At 63.5% G+C, this 15,018-nt stretch carries 16 protein-coding genes; 2 read left to right on the top strand and 14 right to left on the bottom strand.

The features are described from left to right. The first annotated feature begins 53 nt into the window (after positions 1 to 53). The gene (locus tag AB3X99_RS30585) at positions 54 to 896 is read left to right on the top strand and encodes an alpha/beta hydrolase (protein WP_342946280.1); all 843 of its coding nucleotides are present in this window, start codon (positions 54 to 56) and stop codon (positions 894 to 896) included. Positions 897 to 993: 97 nt separating this feature from the next. On the opposite strand, the gene AB3X99_RS30580 is transcribed toward AB3X99_RS30585, so the two are convergent. The 13 genes from AB3X99_RS30580 to AB3X99_RS30520 form a co-directional block, all read right to left on the bottom strand. Continuing rightward, positions 994 to 1,509: a type II secretion system protein gene (locus AB3X99_RS30580; protein WP_368619095.1), complete on the bottom strand. Its 516-nt coding sequence runs from the start codon at positions 1,507 to 1,509 to the stop codon at positions 994 to 996. Positions 1,510 to 1,628: 119 nt separating this feature from the next. Next, on the bottom strand, positions 1,629 to 2,018 hold the full coding sequence (locus AB3X99_RS30575) for a type IV pilin protein (RefSeq protein WP_368619033.1): 390 nt from the start codon (positions 2,016 to 2,018) through the stop codon (positions 1,629 to 1,631). 9 nt (positions 2,019 to 2,027) lie between these two features. After that, positions 2,028 to 2,555: a type II secretion system protein gene (locus AB3X99_RS30570; RefSeq protein ID WP_069267139.1), complete on the bottom strand. Its 528-nt coding sequence runs from the start codon at positions 2,553 to 2,555 to the stop codon at positions 2,028 to 2,030. Between the two features lie 24 nt (positions 2,556 to 2,579). Then, entirely contained in the window at positions 2,580 to 4,823 is a 2,244-nt protein-coding gene (locus AB3X99_RS30565) for a secretin N-terminal domain-containing protein (RefSeq protein WP_368619032.1), read from the bottom strand. Beyond that, a complete protein-coding gene (locus tag AB3X99_RS30560; RefSeq protein ID WP_342946282.1) occupies positions 4,824 to 5,429 on the bottom strand; it encodes a hypothetical protein in 606 nt (201 codons plus the stop codon). Next, the gene (locus AB3X99_RS30555; RefSeq protein ID WP_368619031.1) at positions 5,426 to 5,992 is read right to left on the bottom strand and encodes a hypothetical protein; all 567 of its coding nucleotides are present in this window, start codon (positions 5,990 to 5,992) and stop codon (positions 5,426 to 5,428) included. Before AB3X99_RS30555 ends, AB3X99_RS30560 begins: the two co-directional genes overlap by 4 nt. Beyond that, a complete protein-coding gene (locus AB3X99_RS30550; protein WP_069267143.1) occupies positions 5,989 to 6,519 on the bottom strand; it encodes a hypothetical protein in 531 nt (176 codons plus the stop codon). The genes AB3X99_RS30555 and AB3X99_RS30550 overlap by 4 nt, the downstream gene beginning before the upstream one ends. Further along, positions 6,516 to 7,406, bottom strand: a complete 891-nt coding sequence (locus AB3X99_RS30545; protein ID WP_342946284.1) for a hypothetical protein — start codon at positions 7,404 to 7,406, stop codon at positions 6,516 to 6,518. Before AB3X99_RS30545 ends, AB3X99_RS30550 begins: the two co-directional genes overlap by 4 nt. Further along, a complete protein-coding gene (locus AB3X99_RS30540; protein ID WP_368619030.1) occupies positions 7,387 to 9,111 on the bottom strand; it encodes a GspE/PulE family protein in 1,725 nt (574 codons plus the stop codon). The genes AB3X99_RS30545 and AB3X99_RS30540 overlap by 20 nt, the downstream gene beginning before the upstream one ends. Positions 9,112 to 9,129: 18 nt before the next feature. After that, positions 9,130 to 10,329 (bottom strand): type II secretion system F family protein, encoded by a 1,200-nt coding sequence (locus AB3X99_RS30535; RefSeq protein WP_069267146.1) that lies wholly within the window; start codon positions 10,327 to 10,329, stop codon positions 9,130 to 9,132. A gap of 55 nt (positions 10,330 to 10,384) precedes the next feature. After that, complete coding sequence (gene gspG, locus AB3X99_RS30530) at positions 10,385 to 10,846, bottom strand: type II secretion system major pseudopilin GspG (protein WP_069267147.1); 462 nt, start codon at positions 10,844 to 10,846, stop codon at positions 10,385 to 10,387. Positions 10,847 to 11,034: 188 nt separating this feature from the next. After that, positions 11,035 to 11,703 carry a response regulator transcription factor gene (locus tag AB3X99_RS30525; protein ID WP_342946286.1) on the bottom strand — a complete coding sequence of 223 codons (669 nt, stop codon included), beginning with the start codon at positions 11,701 to 11,703 and terminating at the stop codon, positions 11,035 to 11,037. Positions 11,704 to 11,733: 30 nt separating this feature from the next. After that, a complete protein-coding gene (locus tag AB3X99_RS30520) occupies positions 11,734 to 12,315 on the bottom strand; it encodes an SCO family protein (RefSeq protein ID WP_368619094.1) in 582 nt (193 codons plus the stop codon). A gap of 328 nt (positions 12,316 to 12,643) precedes the next feature. Here AB3X99_RS30520 and AB3X99_RS30515 point away from each other — a divergent pair, with 328 nt between their 5' ends. After that, on the top strand, positions 12,644 to 13,774 hold the full coding sequence (locus AB3X99_RS30515; RefSeq protein ID WP_368619029.1) for an ATP-binding protein: 1,131 nt from the start codon (positions 12,644 to 12,646) through the stop codon (positions 13,772 to 13,774). A 17-nt stretch (positions 13,775 to 13,791) separates the two neighbouring features. Here AB3X99_RS30515 and AB3X99_RS30510 read toward each other — a convergent pair whose 3' ends face one another. Then, a complete protein-coding gene (locus AB3X99_RS30510; protein ID WP_083245472.1) occupies positions 13,792 to 14,571 on the bottom strand; it encodes a response regulator transcription factor in 780 nt (259 codons plus the stop codon). Between the last annotated feature and the right edge of the window lie 447 nt (positions 14,572 to 15,018).

Raw genomic sequence — 15,018 nt, 5'->3', positions numbered from 1 at the left:
GCCTCGGGCCCTGAGTCTGAATGGCTTCGCTCGATCACCACGGAGAATACAGAATGGAAGCAGATCCAGGCAGTTCAACATTACTCGACGTAGCCGATTTCGCCACTCCAACGGACGTCTCCATAGCACGACTTTCTGTATCAGATCGCGGCACTGGGAAGAACGTGATGTTCTTGCACGGCTGGACCTGCGATTCGCAGGATTGGAGTGCGCAATTACCCGTCTTCGCGAGCAGGTATCACGTCGTCGCCGTCGACCTGCGCGGACACGGCGCGTCCGAGGTCCCGCCGTCCGGCGCGTATTCGCCGAAGGACTATGTAGCCGACATCGAGGCGCTGATTGCGACGCGCTACCCGAACGAGAGCTTCATCGTCGTGGGACATTCGATGGGCGGCCAGATCGCAGCCCGTCTCGCGGCACGCCGGCCCGATCTGGTCAGCGCCGTCGTCTCCGTCGACGGGGCTCTCGGATTTTCAAGCGAGGCCGCTGAGGTCTTCGAGAAAACTGCGCGTGAATTGAACACAGGCGATCCTCGCGCGGTCGTCGCCGCGTTGTTCGAGCACGTCTACGGGCCCGCGACCGATCCGGCTCACAAGCGTCGGCACGCGAGCCGGCTGCAAGCCATGCCGCTGCACGTCATACGGGAATCCTTCGCCCCTTTGTTCTTCGGCGACGATCAGACAGGCATTGGAGACGCGAGCGCGCGATTCTGCGCGGGCTTGCAGGTCCCCTTCTATCACCTGTGTATCGACCCAGTCCAGGCCGACAGGATGCGGCCGTGGTTCTCGCACCCAAAATCGAAAGTGCAAGCATGGTCCAATGCGGGTCACTGGATCATGCAGGACCGCCCCGATGACGTGAACGCCGCCGTGGCTTCATGGATCGATTCGCTTTAGCCGGTCGCCATTGGTTTTCGCCAGGGGCACACCGCTTCGGCATGATCCCGGTTATCGGGATGAGCGCCGTCGCGACACGATGGCGAGCAAGATCGGTTTACCTTGACCCGGGCACCCGCTGCCCCGGCAGAAAGCCGCCATCGAAGCCAGAAAGCGCAGGAAAGCCGGTCGATTTACTGGGCGCGGCAAGGCCGCCGGCATTGCTCTGCGTGGTTCGCAGGCCCGGGGCCAGAAACAGGAACTTCCACCCGTCGTAGGTCTGCGCCCCCTCGAAATCCTCGTACTGCCGCGGAAATCCGGCGCGCTTGACCGTGGCCTCGTCTGAGCGGCTGAACACCCCGTAGAAGCGATCGCCCTGCAGCATGGGCACCCAGTCGTTCTTGCCCGTGACCGGATCCGGATAGGCAAAGCGCAGATGATGCAAGGGCTTGGGAAATCGTCGGTCGTCGAGCAGTTCGTCGACCGATGCGGGATAAGCCCGGCCGACGCGGTAATACCTCAGAATCGCGAGCCGGTACTGGTTGCCGGCGAACAGCAGCTGCTTCTCCTGCTCGCGGCGGCGTTGCAGCGACCACACGTCGAGCGCCCCCGCCAAGGCAATCGACATCAGCATCAGCGCGATCAGGAGCGTCAGCAGCACCAGCCCGCCCTCACGCGCGGCACGCGGCCGCGAGCGTCGCCTCACGCGCGCTCTCGCGCGCGAGGCGACACGTGCCGTGCAGGCCGCGCGGATCATTTTGCGCTCCCCTCTGCGCGCGGTGGCGCTCCCTGAGGAGCACTTGCCGGCGCCACGTCGTAGACGCCCGGTTTGTTTTCGTCCGGCGAAGCGATTACCGCCCATTTTTCGTCGCCATTGACCGGATCGACAGGAACGGCGCGCAAGTAATGCTTCGCCACCAGTTCGTCGAGTGTCTCGGGATACTGGCCGTTGTCTCCGTAGTACTGATCGATCGCGTTGCGCATCACCGCGACGTTCTGCTGCCTGACCTGCTCCTTGCCGCGTTCGATGCTGTGCATGTAGCGCGGCACCGCAATTGTCAGAAGCAGGCCGATGATGGCCATTACGACGACGAGTTCGATCAGCGTGAAGCCACGGGCCTTGCGAGTGGGAGCGGGTTTCATGATGCATCGTCACCATTGTTTGTACGGGACGCCGTTAATGCCGACGCGATCGGATTTCGACGACACGTCGAACACATCCTTGCCAGCCTGTTCGCTGCTCATGCCCGGGTCGCCGCCCGCTGCCTGATCCGGCGGCTCTCCATAAGACCGCACGCTCCATGTATCCTCGGCAAGCGTGTCCGGGTCGCCGCTAAAGAAAGGATCGCGCGGCACGTGACGCAGGAACATCAGCAGCCCGCCTTTCGGATCCCTGGCGTTCTTCACACCCGTCACGAGCACGCTCAACGTCGGCGGATAGCCGGATGCTTCGGCGTCCTTGTCGATGAGACCGGTATCGCTCGCCTCCTTGTAGGCGTCGAGCGCGGTACGGATCTCGCGCAATGCGTCGCTTAGCTGCTGCTCCTTCTGACGCTGCACCATCAGCTCCGAAAACGGCATGATTGCTAGCGCGAGAATGCCGACGAGCGCGAGCGTGACGACCAGTTCGATCAGCGTAAATCCACGCTGCTCGAACTGACGTGCGGCGCGCAGGCGCATCGTTGCCGTTCCGGTAGCCACGGCTCAGTACCCACCCTCGACGGGGCGAAGCGGGTTATCGCTCGGCATCGTCCCAGGCGGCATCGTCAGCATCGGCGGCGGTGCGGGGGGCGCAGGCGCTGCGGGCGGTGGCGCCGCGGCGGCCGCAGCTTCGCCACCCGCCTGCTCCGCGGCCGTTGGTTCGGCCGATGCCGGCGCCGCGCCCTGGCCGGACTGCGGCGCGGGAGCCGCTTGCGGCGTGGGTGTTCGCGAGAAGCGTCCGCCGTACGGTTCGGGGGGCGGCGTCGTGCGCGGCGGCGGGGCCATTTGCCCGAACGCGCCGTTCGAAGGCGACGGCAGCGCGGGGTACGCCTCGGCGCCGCCTCGCGACGACGCGCCTCCAACCGTACCGCCGCCGACCATGCCCGGCATCGGCTTCACCGCAGGCGCCATGGAGGTTGCCGCGTTCGCCACGACGGGGTCCAGCCGGAGCTGATCGGCGTGCACGTTGACATCGGTGCCCGACCACAACTCCTGCGTATCCGCATCGGCGGCAAGCTGCGGCCGGACGATGTGCGGTGTGATCTGCAACACGATCTCCGTCTTGACGTGGTCGCCCTGGTGGTTGGAGAACAGCCTCCCCAGCACCGGCAACTGGCCAAGACCGGGCACCTTGTTGGCGTTCCTGCGGTCTTCGTCCGAAATGAGGCCGCCGAGAATCTGCGTTTCGCCATCGCGCAAGCGCAGACTCGTCGAGGCGCTGCGCGTGCCGATCTGATAGGCGAGCGAATTCAGGCCGTTCGAATTGCTGCTCGAAATCGTATTCGTGATGTTGCTGACTTCGAGATTCAGCTGCATGCCGACGTCGCCGTCGCGATAAACCCGTGGCTGCACCTCGAGCTTGATGCCGACATCGAGGTACTGAATCATTTGCGTATAAGACGGGCCGCTCGTGCTCGGCGTGCTGGAACTCGAAATCACCGGCACCTTGTCGCCGATCATAATGCGCGCCTTCTCGTTGTTGCGCGTCCTGATACGCGGACTCGCGAGGAGATTCGCGTCGGTATCGGTGAGCTTGAAGTTCGCCGTGGCCGAGAGGCTGCTGACATTCAGTTCATTGATCGTCAGATGATGCAGCAGGCCCCATGTCGTCGCGGTGCTCGGCGTCGACATCGTGAACGAGTTGGGCCAGTCGATACCCAGATCGGTGAGGCGCTCGTGCGACACTTCCAGCACCTCGACCTCCATCATCACCTCGGGGTCCGGCAAATCCTGCGCGGCGATCATCTCCTCGGCCACCTTGATCGTGTCGGGTGTGCCGCGAACCGTTACCGTATTCGCACGCTCGTCGATCACGACTTCCTTGACCTTCAGAATGCTCTTGAGCAACTGCTGGATCTGCTTGGCGTCGACGTTCGACAGCTGGAACGTGCGCACCTTGAGTTCCTGATATTCGAGCTGCTTGGCAGGCGTGGCGGGATAAATGAACAGCGTGTTCGCGTTGAGTTGCTTCTTGTCGAGCTGGTTCTGCATCAGAATCATGTCGACCGTGTCCTGCACCGACGCGTTCGTCACGAAGATCGTTGTCTTCAGATCGGCGCGGACGTCACGGTCGAAGATCACGTTCAATCCCGTGGTGCGCGACAACGCTTCGAACACCATGCGCACGTTCGCGTCGCGAAACTGCAGCGTCACGGGCTTCTGCATGATCGACGAAGCCGCAAGCTTGTCATCGCGATCCGCACGCTGCTGGCTGAGTTTGGCGTTGAGTTCAGTCTGCATCTGCTGCGCAAGGGTGTTGGTCGGGTTCTCCACCAGCACGCGGTGCACCCGCTCGGCCGCCTGCGCATACGCGCCGCGCTTCATCATGCGTTGGGCCTCCTGGAGGATGGCCAGGTCCTTGCGGTCCTGATCGATCTGCAGGCCGATCTTGCGGATACGCTCATTGGTCGGGTCGATGTCGTACGCCTGGAAGAGATTGCGGATCGCTTCGTCGTACTGATAGTTCTTGCGGTACTGATCGGCCTGGTCGAGCAGCGTGTTGACCTGGGCGTTGCGCTGGTTCAGATAGTCGACCTTCGCCTGGGCGTCGGTCGGATCGTCATGCACGTTCGGCACGTGCATGCAGCCGCTAAAGGCGAGCACGGACACCGCAATGGCAAGCGCGCGTCTTCTCGCGACCTGAATCGCGTCCGGGCGAGGAACAGGGTGCCAGATGACTGGCGAGAGGCGTCTTGCTGGGCCGCTGCCTGAGTCGCGGCCCGCACCCCGTGTGCGTGAGGTTTTCATTTACTTGTCCTCTCGTGGAATGGCGACCACCTGTCTTTCGTGCAGCGGCAGATAGGTCAACACGACGTCCGACTCCGACACGGACTCGACGCGGTACTGGTTGTCGATCACGTCGCCCGGCGACACGATCAGCAACTGGTCTGCGTTGCTGAGAAAGACTTGCGGCTTCGCCGCCTTGGCATCGAGTTGCCCCACGTAGGCGAAAGGCACGGGCGGCGCAGTGGGCGGCGCGGGCCGCACCGGCGCGGCCGGCACTTCGACGGGCGGCGGCGGAAGCCACGATGACGCCGTGAAGGGATCGTGGGCCGATTCGAGCGAAAGCGGCGCGCGCAACGAGACGAGCTTCGCATGGGCCGCCGACGACGCCGACGCCGACGCCTGCGCCGCAGACGCAGTCGCAGTCGCCGCTGCCTTCGCGGCCGCCTCGGTGGCATGCGTATGACGCCTGGCATCCAGCCTCGCATGCATATCGATGCGACGCTGGCTGTCGAGCGCAACGACCTGCGCCGGCATCTGGCGCGCCGCGACCAGCACGCGATACCCTGCCCCGGCGGCCGCGATTGCGCAAAACACCAACAGCACACGCATGGGCAGAGCGGGTTTCATGGCTGGGGGCTCCGGTAAATCAGTTCGAAGCGCACCCGCGCATCGAGAATATTGCCGTCCACCGCGGGACGTTCGACATGGATTTCCCGCAGCGCTGCATTCGGCACGTTGTTGAGCACCAACGCGAGAAAATGCCGGATTGCGCTGTACTGATCCTTGACGGGCAGCATCACCTGATAGCGTGTGAAGCGCGCGCCCGCATCCGTGCTCACCTGATACTCGGCAGACCCGAGTGTCAGTTTGCTGCCGCGCGCCTGTTCGAATATGGACGCGATATCATCCGCACTCTGCGAAAAGCGCGGAAACAATTCGGGCAACGCCTCGAGCGCGACCGCATCGACCTGCGCATCGTGCTTGCCGATTGCATGACGCGTCTGGGCCGCCTCGACGACATGGGCCGGGGCCTGCATCTCATTCGTATCGGCTTCCACGCCGGCAATCTCGGCACACATGAGTACCGCCGCGCCAATCATCAGGATGCCGATCAATCCAGGCAGGCCGAACAGACGCCGCAGCTCGAATCGCAGTGTCAGTAGCCGGTCGCGCAACGGAGCCGCATTCATGACTTCCTCCAGACGGCGGTGATCTGGAAACGAACCGGCTTGCCCGGCACGTTGTTCTCCACCAGATGGTCGTTGAGTACCGCTTCGCGCAGCAACACGCTCGTCTGCAGATACTTCAGATACGCAATCATCGCATCGACATTCTTCGCTTCGGCGGTGATACGAATCTGGCTCTGCGCCGGGTTCTGGTCGATGCCGATCAGCGCGACGTCATGGTCCGGATAATCTTCCACGATCGAAAAGAGGTCCTGCCACGGTACGGTCAGTTCTCGCAGTATCGACAGGCTCTGCTTTTCCGCGAGCCTCGCAGCCAGCGTAGGCGGCGGCTTCACCGCGTGCCTTTGCGCGAACGTTCGATGGCGCACGGCGTCGAGCTGCGCCTGCACGCGATCGCTCTCGGCATAGGCACGCCAAAGCCGCGCGCCGCATCCGAGCAGCAGCAGAACGGCGACACACAGCAGGATCAGGCCGCTCGTCCCGGTGCGCGCACGCCGTCTGCCGAAGTCGATATCGAGGACCTGGATCATTGCGCATACTCCATGAGCCGGCGCGCGGGCGAGTTGTCCGTCGCCGGCTGTGCCGGCCGAACCGCGGCCGCAAAACGCGCTTCGAACGGCGCCGGGTCGGTGTCGTTGCCGAACAGATAGATCGTGCAGTCCTCTCGCTTGAGGCCCGCTCGCGTCGCCGAGCGTTCGAACAGTTGCTCGGCCAGTTCGGCAAGCCGTGACGCATTGTCCGCATCGCCGGGAAACAGGCGCTGCGCATCGTAGGCGGCCCAGCCGCGCCGCTCGATCATCACGGCCTGCATCAGTTCGTCTGCAACGAACATCAGCAGTGCGTCGCCGCCCGCTGCAACGTCGATGCAATTGAGCATTTCAGGCAGGCCCAGTTTCAGGCGCGCAATTCGCAGATGTCCGGACGCGCCGGCCTCATGAATGCCGTCATGAAGCGCGCGCGACATGGCGCTCGCAAACAGCGCACGTCCGCCCTGCTGCACGCAGAAGCGCACCAGCAGCGTGGCGCCGTCGACCCCATAGGTGTCGGTGAAATGGGCCAGCGCGACCTCTTCGAGCTCGCGCGCCCGCAGCGTGCGAAAGTCGCCGCGCAATATCGCGTGGATGCCCCAGAAGTCGTCCAGTACCACGTGTGCATTGCGCGTCGGTGCCTTCGTTGCGCGGGGCGCCTGACCATCCGCATCGGCGGCATCCGCGCCGGGCGTGGCGGCGAGCGCAGCGCGCAGCGCGTCGAGCAAACCCGCCTCTGTGCCGTACTGGTCATCGGGAATCGTGAAGCTGGCCGGTTCCGCAGGCGGCAGGTGCTTGCGCGGCCGCAGAAGTCCGGGCGCGCGTACCCCGACGACGATCTCGCGTGTGCCGACTCCGATCGCAACCGGACTATTCGACCATCGTGACACGATTGATCTCCTCGAGAGTCGTTTCGCCGCGCTTCACCAGATCGATCGCGGCGACGCGCAGTGTCTGCATGCCGTAGCGCATCGCCGCAGCCTTGATTTGACCGAGCGGTGCCCGCTCCGACAGCAGTTGCCGCAACTCGTCGTTCATGCGCAGTGCCTCGGCGATCGCACGCCGTCCCCGATAGCCGCTGCCTCGGCATGTGCCACAGCCGGCGCCGCGGCGAAAGAGGTAGCTGCCCGCAGCGTCCGGGTCGATGCCCGAGCGGATGAGCGTTTCCGTGTCCACCCTGTCTTCGGTCACGCAGTCCGGGCAGCATTGCCGCAACAGGCGCTGCGCCACCACGCCATTGAGCGCGGAGACGAAGCTGTAGGGATCGACCTCCATGTTGGTGAAACGGCCGATCACGTCGAACACGTTGTTCGCGTGGACGGTCGTGAATACCTGGTGCCCGGTCAGTGCCGCCTGCACGGCGATCTGCGCTGTTTCCGGATCGCGGATTTCCCCGACCATGATCTTGTCCGGGTCATGGCGAAGAATCGAGCGCAGCCCGCGGGCGAACGTGAGCCCTTTCGCCTCGTTGACCGGAATTTGCAGGATTTCGCCCAGCTGGTATTCGACCGGATCCTCGATCGTCACGATCTTCTCGAGGCCGTTGTTGATTTCCGTGAGGATCGCGTAGAGCGTCGTCGTCTTGCCGCTGCCGGTCGGACCCGTGACGAGCAGCATGCCGTACGGCATCGACGCGAGCTTGCGCATGAAGCGCGTATCGGCCTCCTGAAAACCGAGCGCCTCGAGCGTCAGACCGCCCGCCGATTGCGAAAGCTGATAGCGGTCGAGAATCCGCAGCACCGCATCCTCGCCGAACTGATTCGGCATGATCGAGACGCGGAAGTCGATTTCACGCCCCGCGTACTGCGCCTTGAAACGGCCGTCCTGCGGCACACGGCGCTCGGCGATATCGAGCTCGGAGATCACCTTCACGCGCGAGAGCACCTGGTCCGCGACGTCGCGTCCCTCGGCACGGCCGACCACGGCGAGCACGCCATCCACGCGGCACTTGATCATGAGCCCGTTGGCGCGGCATTCGAGGTGAATGTCGCTCGCCATCATCTTGAGCGCGTCGTAGATCGTCGAGTTGAGCAGCCTGACCACAGGACTGTCGTCGCTGCTGATGCCCTGCAGCGTCAACGCCAGTGAGGCCGGATCGACCGTCTTCTGGATCGGATCGTCGAACGCGAGAGAATCCATCGCGCGCACGTCCTTTTCGCGCACGGTCAGATAGGCATTGATGTCTCCCGCGCTCGCGAGCGCCCAGCTATACGGGACGCCCGGCTGCGAGCGCATCCGATGCTCGACCCAGCCGCGCGTGCGCGCATCGAGCGGATCGGCAATCGCGAACAGCAGCCCGTGAGTGGTGTCGCGATCGTGGAAGCACACGCAGAGGCGAGTCGTCGCTTCGACGAACGAAATCACTTCGAAATCCGGCTCGAGCTGATTCAGCTCACGCATGCCGATCGACTTCATGCGGAACAGCGCGGCCAGTTGCTCGCGCAGTTCGTCCGCGCTGAGCGCGGTTTGTGCCATCAGCTCCTCGAGCGCGCGAATGCCGGAACCATGCCGCTCGCCGAGCGCTCTCAGTGCGTCGCGCAGATCGGCGCGCGCTTCGGCTTGTGGGCCATCCGGCTGGGCGATGACGGTATCCACTTGCTTCCCCAATTCGGTTTACTGAATGCTCGACGCAATTTCGAAGATCGGCATGTACATCAGCACCACGATCCCGCCTATCACCACGCCGATGAAGATCATCATCGCGGGCTCGATCAAGCGCGAAATCAGATCGATCGTGCGCGATACCTGCGCCTCCTGGAACGCCGCGATGCGGTCGAGCACGGGCCCGAGACCGCCGGTCTTCTCGGCGACCGTCAACAGGCGGTACGCGATCGCGTTGGCGAGCCCCGCCTCCTGAAACGCGTCCGAAACTTTCGCACCGTTGCGCACCTGGTGCAGCGCGCCCGCGAGCGCCGTCTGGTCCGCTCGTCCAACCAGGCCCTGTGCGAGGTCGAAGGCCTTCACGGCGGGAATGCCGCCATCCACGAGCATGGCCGTCGTGCGATAGAACTGCGACTGACGAAACACGCGAAAGTGTTGCCCGATACCGGGCAGCGCCAGCATGCGATCGGCGATCCAGTTGCGCACGAACGGGCGGCGCAAGGCGAAGCCGGTCGCCACGGCCAGCACCGCGACGCTCACGGACAGCCCGGACCCGTGCGCGTGCACCAACCCGCCCCAGGCCATCAGCATGCGCGACAGCAGCGGCAGCTCGCGCCCGCTGTGTTCGAGCAGGCTCGCGAAGCGCGGCACCACGAAACCGAGCAGGAAGAGGACGACCGCCGCGCCGACGAACAGCAGGACCGTCGGATAGATCGCCGCGGACACCACACGTGCACGCAGCTCGTGGAGCGTCGCGCTGTTGCGCGAATAACGCGTAAGGCTGTCGGCGAGGCCGCCGGTCTGCTCGCTCGCCTTCACGCACGCAACCAGAACCAGCGGGAAGATATGGCTTGCGTGCTCGAGCGCCGCGGACAGCGAGTGCCCCTCTTCGAGCTGACGCAAGAGGTCGCGATACACTTGCGCCGACGTCTCGCGGCGCTCGTTGCCGCCGAGCGTGCGCAACGCGTCGACGACGCCCACGCCCGCATCGAGCAGCGCCGCTAGCTCGCGCGCAAAGAGTTCGACGTTGAACCGGCCTCCGGGAAGCCCCAGCCGGTTCGCACGTTGCCGCCGGCCGCCCTCGGCGCGCACCGAGACGACGCGCAGACCGCGGGAACGCGCGAGTGCCGTGGCTGCCGCGGGCGTTTCGCTGTCGATGCGAAGCGTCTGGACCGAGCCATTCGTATCGAAGACACGCAGCACGTACTTCACGTCGAACCTCCTTGCAGACAACCCACCGGCGGCGCGACGACCGCGCCGCGCGCCCCTACCACGACGAGATCGTGACGTTCTCGCCCGTGCCGTCACCGCGTCCGTTCTTGCCGAGCGAAAACAGGTCGTAGTCGCCATGGTCGCCAGGCGAACGATACTGATACGGGCGATCCCACGGATCCACGGGCACCGCCTTCTGCAGATACGGCCCGCTCCAGCGCGTGGCATTCTGCGGCTTCTCCACGAGCGCCTCCAGGCCTTCTTCGGTCGTCGGATAGGCGCCGACGTCGAGCCGGTATTGATCCAGCGCCTGGCCGAGCGACACGATCTGCGCACGTGCGATCTTGACGTTCGACTTGCCGACCTGTTCGAAATATCGGGGCGCAACGAGACCGGCGAGCAAGCCGATGATGACCATCACGACGAGCAGTTCGAGCAGCGTGAAGCCGCGGCGCGCATACGTGCGCGCCGGTGCCGCACGACCGGCGCAACGCCGCGGCGCCTTTGACTCGGGCATCGGCACACCGTGTTGGATAGAGGTCGATTCGCTGTGCACGGCTCCCCCCCTGTATCGACTCACCGCTTCAGCGCCGCTGAAGCCGTTCAATGCATTCTTGTTCAGGTCGATACGGGCAAGTAGTAGGGAGTGCCGTCCAAAGACATGGGTAAAGACCCTCCAGTTGCACGATCGCGTCTGGAGGGATTTCACACATGCTCGTCGTCGGGCAACGACAGCACGCCCATGTCGATCGCAATGCGCACAAGACCGTTCAGGTTCCGGATGCCGAGCTTGCGCATCAGGTTCGCACGATGCTTTTCGATGGTCTTGGGGCTGAGGCTCAGGCACTCGCCCACCTGGCGGTTGGTGTGCCCTTCTACCACGAGCCGCAGCACCGTGCGTTCGCGGCCCGTCAACGCGTTCCAGAGCTGCGCCTTGTGGGCGAAGTCCTCCTGCGATCCGTGCGCCCCTCCGCTGATCCGGTTGGCGCCGGCCACCCGCTTGCCCTGCAACACGAAGCGCATTTCCCGCACCAGTTGATCGAACGACGCGTCCTTGACCACGTAGCCGTCGGCGCCCGCGGCGAACGCCTCGCGCACGTGGTCTTCGCTCCAGTGAACGGTGAGGACGATGATCCGGACGCGCGGGAACTCGCGCTTGATCGCGGTGATCGCTTCGAAGCCACTGCCGCCGGGCATCGTCAGATCCATCAGGACCAGATCGGGCAGCGTCTCTCTCGCGAGGCGATGGGCTTCGAGCCCGCCGCTCGCCTCGCCGACGATGCAATAGTCGTCCAGTTCGGAAACCATGCGGCAAAGTCCGCTGCGCAATAAATGCTGGTCCTCGGCAATCAGCACACGATGTCTTTTTTCCAATTTCGTCGCTCCTTGCGGGACACTGCAGGCCTAGTTGGAAGCGACGACATCGTGATAGGCGGCGAGCAGTTCAGAAGGCGTGGCAAAGCCGTCGATGCGCAGCCAGGGCTTGCCCGGTGCGGCGCGCAGGAAGGCAACCGGCGTGTGATTCATCTTGTCGCCCCGATAGACGTTGAACGCGCGCTGCGCCGCAATGCTCGCCTCGACCGTGCCGGTATAGTGCTGCCACTCGGGGCCGGCTTCGAACCTGGCCGCATAGGCCTTCAGGCGTGCGGGCGTGTCCTGTTCCGGGTCGATCGAGATCGAGACGATATGGACCTTGTTGCGATCGTCGCCCAGATCGTTCTGAAATTGCTCGAGCGTCTGGCTGGTCATCGGGCAGATCGTCGTGCAGGTGGTATAGATGAACGTGACGATCACCGGACGGCCGTCGTTCAACTCGTCGACGAGCGAAACGGTCTTGCCGTCGTCGCGCACGAGGTCCACCGAAGGCAGCGTGTATTGCGCGGTCGTGCGCGTCGTCATACCCGCCATCATGTGATGATGCATGTGAGGATCGGCGGCGGCGTCATCGGCCGGTGCGCTCCATGCCGCGGTTGCCGCGAGTGCCATGCCAGCCAGCACCCCAAGCCTTAATTTTGCAGTCCTGTTCATACCGGTCTCCAGAAATGAGGAGAAAGGTCGCTTCTCGCGATGCGCAGGTCGCGGCGCTTTCACTCCCTTGCGAGCCCAGTGTCATGAATTTGCCAACGAGCGTCATGGGTGGAGGGACCCCAAACGACGGTAGGGTATGCCCGCTTGATGGAAAACCCGCACCGTGCAATGGGGGGGTCCCCATACTACGAGCCCGCACATTACCCGTTGCGGCCCGCACCGATCACGGCCTAAAATCCCGATATTCTTACGATCTGCTTATATCGACGCATCGGGGGGAGCTCCAATGGATGCGATTCAGCCTGGAGGACCGCAGGTAAGATTGCTCGATCTGATCGAAGCAATGCGCAAGCTTCGTCGTGCAGCCTGCGCCAGTCAGCCCGAAGCCGGCGTCGTCACCGATGCGCGCGGCGCAGCGCTTGCGATTCTCACGCCCGCTGGAATCTTCGTGTCGGCAAACCGCAGCGCGGCCGCACTGCTCGGCTATTCGAGCGCCGAACTCGTCGGCAAGCGTCTCGTCGATCTTGCGCCCGACGACGCTCATGCGGCGTTGACAGACGACTTGTCCGCCAGCGCGGCTCGCGAGTTTCATTCGTTCAAGGCCCTGCTCACTGGCCGAACCGGTCACCCAACGCGGCTTGCACTGCATCAGCAATGGGTGCCCGCGAAGACGATGAATTCGGGCGTCTTGCTGACGCTTTTCGAAGAACCGCTGATCATCGAGCCCGGGTCTGCCGACTCGGAGTTGCTCGACGCAAGCGAGCGGTTGTGCCAGACGTATCTGATGATAGGTCAGCAGAAAGAACGCCAGCGGCTCGCTTCGGAGTTGCACGACGGCCTCGGCCAGGCGCTCACCCTCGTCAAGCTGATGACAGAGGACGCGCTGATGCGCATACGCCGCGGTCAGGTCGACGATGCGGTGCAGCTACTGGATTCGACCGTATTCAGGATCCGCGAAACGATTGGCGACGTGCGGCAGATATGCGGTGAACTAAGGCCGCTCATGCTCGACAAACTGGGGCTGCCCGCGGCATTGGGTTCGCTGTGCCGGCGCATCGAACGCGGCACGGGGGCGATTTCGGTCGTGTTCGACTGCGATGTCGCGGATAAGGACGTGCCCGAGCATCTGAAAGCCGACATGTTCAGGGTGGCTCAGGAGGCGCTGAATAACGCCGTCAAGCATGCCGCGGCGACCGAAATCTCGCTCAGCCTGCGCAGCGATGCGGCCCGCCTGATGTTGACGATTCGGGACAACGGCATTGGCTACGAGAACCATCCATTCGCCACGGACGAAGCGTATACAACAGGGTTGGGACTCATCGGCATGCAGCACCGTGTAGAGATGCACGGCGGCGCGTTTTCGATCGAGTCGTCCGCCGCAACCGGGACCCTCGTCTGCGCGACCTGGACGCGCTAGCGCCGCCCTCGCCGCATTCAGGTTCCCGTCTCGCCCAGCCTGCATTCGGGCTCTTCGCCGCCTGGCCCCGGGCCCGGCGCCGGATCGGCGCGTTCCGGCAAATGCTCGTCGTCCACATCCGGCTCAGCGCATTTGGCGGCGAGCGACGTCAGCAAACCCATGCTCATCGCAACGAGAACCAGCTCGGTCAGGTTGGCGATATGGAGCTTGTGCATCATGCTCGCGCGATACTTCTCGATGGTCTTGGGACTCAGGTTCAGATATTGTCCGACCTGACGGTTGGTGCGTCCTTCCGCGATCAGTTTCAGCACGCTGCGCTCGCGCGCCGTCAGCACGTCCCACGCATGCTTCGGTGCGGGCGCTTCGCGGCCGCTGACGAACGAGTCGACCATAAACCCGTAGACGTCCGCACTCAGATGCTTCTTGCCCTGCATGACAGAGCGCATCGCGACCAGCAGTTCCTCGAACGAGACGTCCTTCAGCACGTAACCGTCGACGCCGGCACGCAGCGCTTCCCGCACGTACTCCTCGTTTTGATGCACCGTGAGCGCGATGATCCGGATGCCCGGCGATCGCCGTTTGATTGTCGCGCTGGCGTCGATGCCGTTCATCCCCCGCATCGACAGATCCATCAGGATCAGTTGGGGGGCGAGTGTCATCGCCTGCTGGCAGGCCTCTTTGCCGTCACGCGCTTCGCCGACGACGTCGTAGTCGGCTTGCGCACACAGCATCGAACGTAGACCATTTCGCAGCAGATCGTGATCCTCTGCGATTACAACGCGACATTTCATGTTCACGTCTTGTCTCCCGGTACCCGTGCCCTCGGCCGTCTTCACCGCATTAACGCTTCGACGAAAATCTTCCCTTCCACACAGCTTTCACTCTTTACATTCGAATTCCTAACTGTTAGCTTTGTGTTATTTTCGGGTTACTGTGTGTGTACCTGCCCTTCGCAAGGTTCACGCCACTTCGCGCAGAGCAAGCAACGGCGCGCATCTCCACTTGTTGGGACATTCCGGCCGCGCGTCGAGTGCCGAAAAATGTTTCATTTTCGAATCCTTTTTAAATCCCCAGAAGATTAGCTGCCGCAATGGATGGCAGGAAGCCGGTTCATTTTTATCATTGCGTGAAAATTGATCGATGATATTTGCATCCGGCGAGAAGAATCAAGGCGCCAGGCATGACTGCGGAGCGGCTGCCGTTGATTACCGTCCATTACCATTTATTTCGAATGTTAAGTTTCT

This window comes from Paraburkholderia sp. BR10882, assembly GCF_040948855.1.
Lineage (GTDB): Bacteria > Pseudomonadota > Gammaproteobacteria > Burkholderiales > Burkholderiaceae > Paraburkholderia > Paraburkholderia nodosa_A.
The sequence above is the reverse complement of the archived record's forward strand: the minus strand, read 5'-3'. Positions and strand labels throughout refer to the sequence as shown.

Bases quoted from the DNA above. Each gene is read 5' to 3' on its own strand.
- AB3X99_RS30585 (WP_342946280.1), top strand. From the start codon at position 54: ATGGAAGCAGATCCAGGCAGTTCAACATTACTCGACGTAGCCGATTTC.
- AB3X99_RS30580 (WP_368619095.1), bottom strand. From the start codon at position 1,509: ATGCTGATGTCGATTGCCTTGGCGGGGGCGCTCGACGTGTGGTCGCTG.
- AB3X99_RS30575 (WP_368619033.1), bottom strand. From the start codon at position 2,018: ATGAAACCCGCTCCCACTCGCAAGGCCCGTGGCTTCACGCTGATCGAA.
- AB3X99_RS30570 (WP_069267139.1), bottom strand. From the start codon at position 2,555: ATGCGCCTGCGCGCCGCACGTCAGTTCGAGCAGCGTGGATTTACGCTG.
- AB3X99_RS30565 (WP_368619032.1), bottom strand. From the start codon at position 4,823: ATGAAAACCTCACGCACACGGGGTGCGGGCCGCGACTCAGGCAGCGGC.
- AB3X99_RS30560 (WP_342946282.1), bottom strand. From the start codon at position 5,429: ATGAAACCCGCTCTGCCCATGCGTGTGCTGTTGGTGTTTTGCGCAATC.
- AB3X99_RS30555 (WP_368619031.1), bottom strand. From the start codon at position 5,992: ATGAATGCGGCTCCGTTGCGCGACCGGCTACTGACACTGCGATTCGAG.
- AB3X99_RS30550 (WP_069267143.1), bottom strand. From the start codon at position 6,519: ATGATCCAGGTCCTCGATATCGACTTCGGCAGACGGCGTGCGCGCACC.
- gspG (WP_069267147.1), bottom strand. From the start codon at position 10,846: ATGCCCGAGTCAAAGGCGCCGCGGCGTTGCGCCGGTCGTGCGGCACCG.
- AB3X99_RS30520 (WP_368619094.1), bottom strand. From the start codon at position 12,315: ATGGCACTCGCGGCAACCGCGGCATGGAGCGCACCGGCCGATGACGCC.
- AB3X99_RS30515 (WP_368619029.1), top strand. From the start codon at position 12,644: ATGGATGCGATTCAGCCTGGAGGACCGCAGGTAAGATTGCTCGATCTG.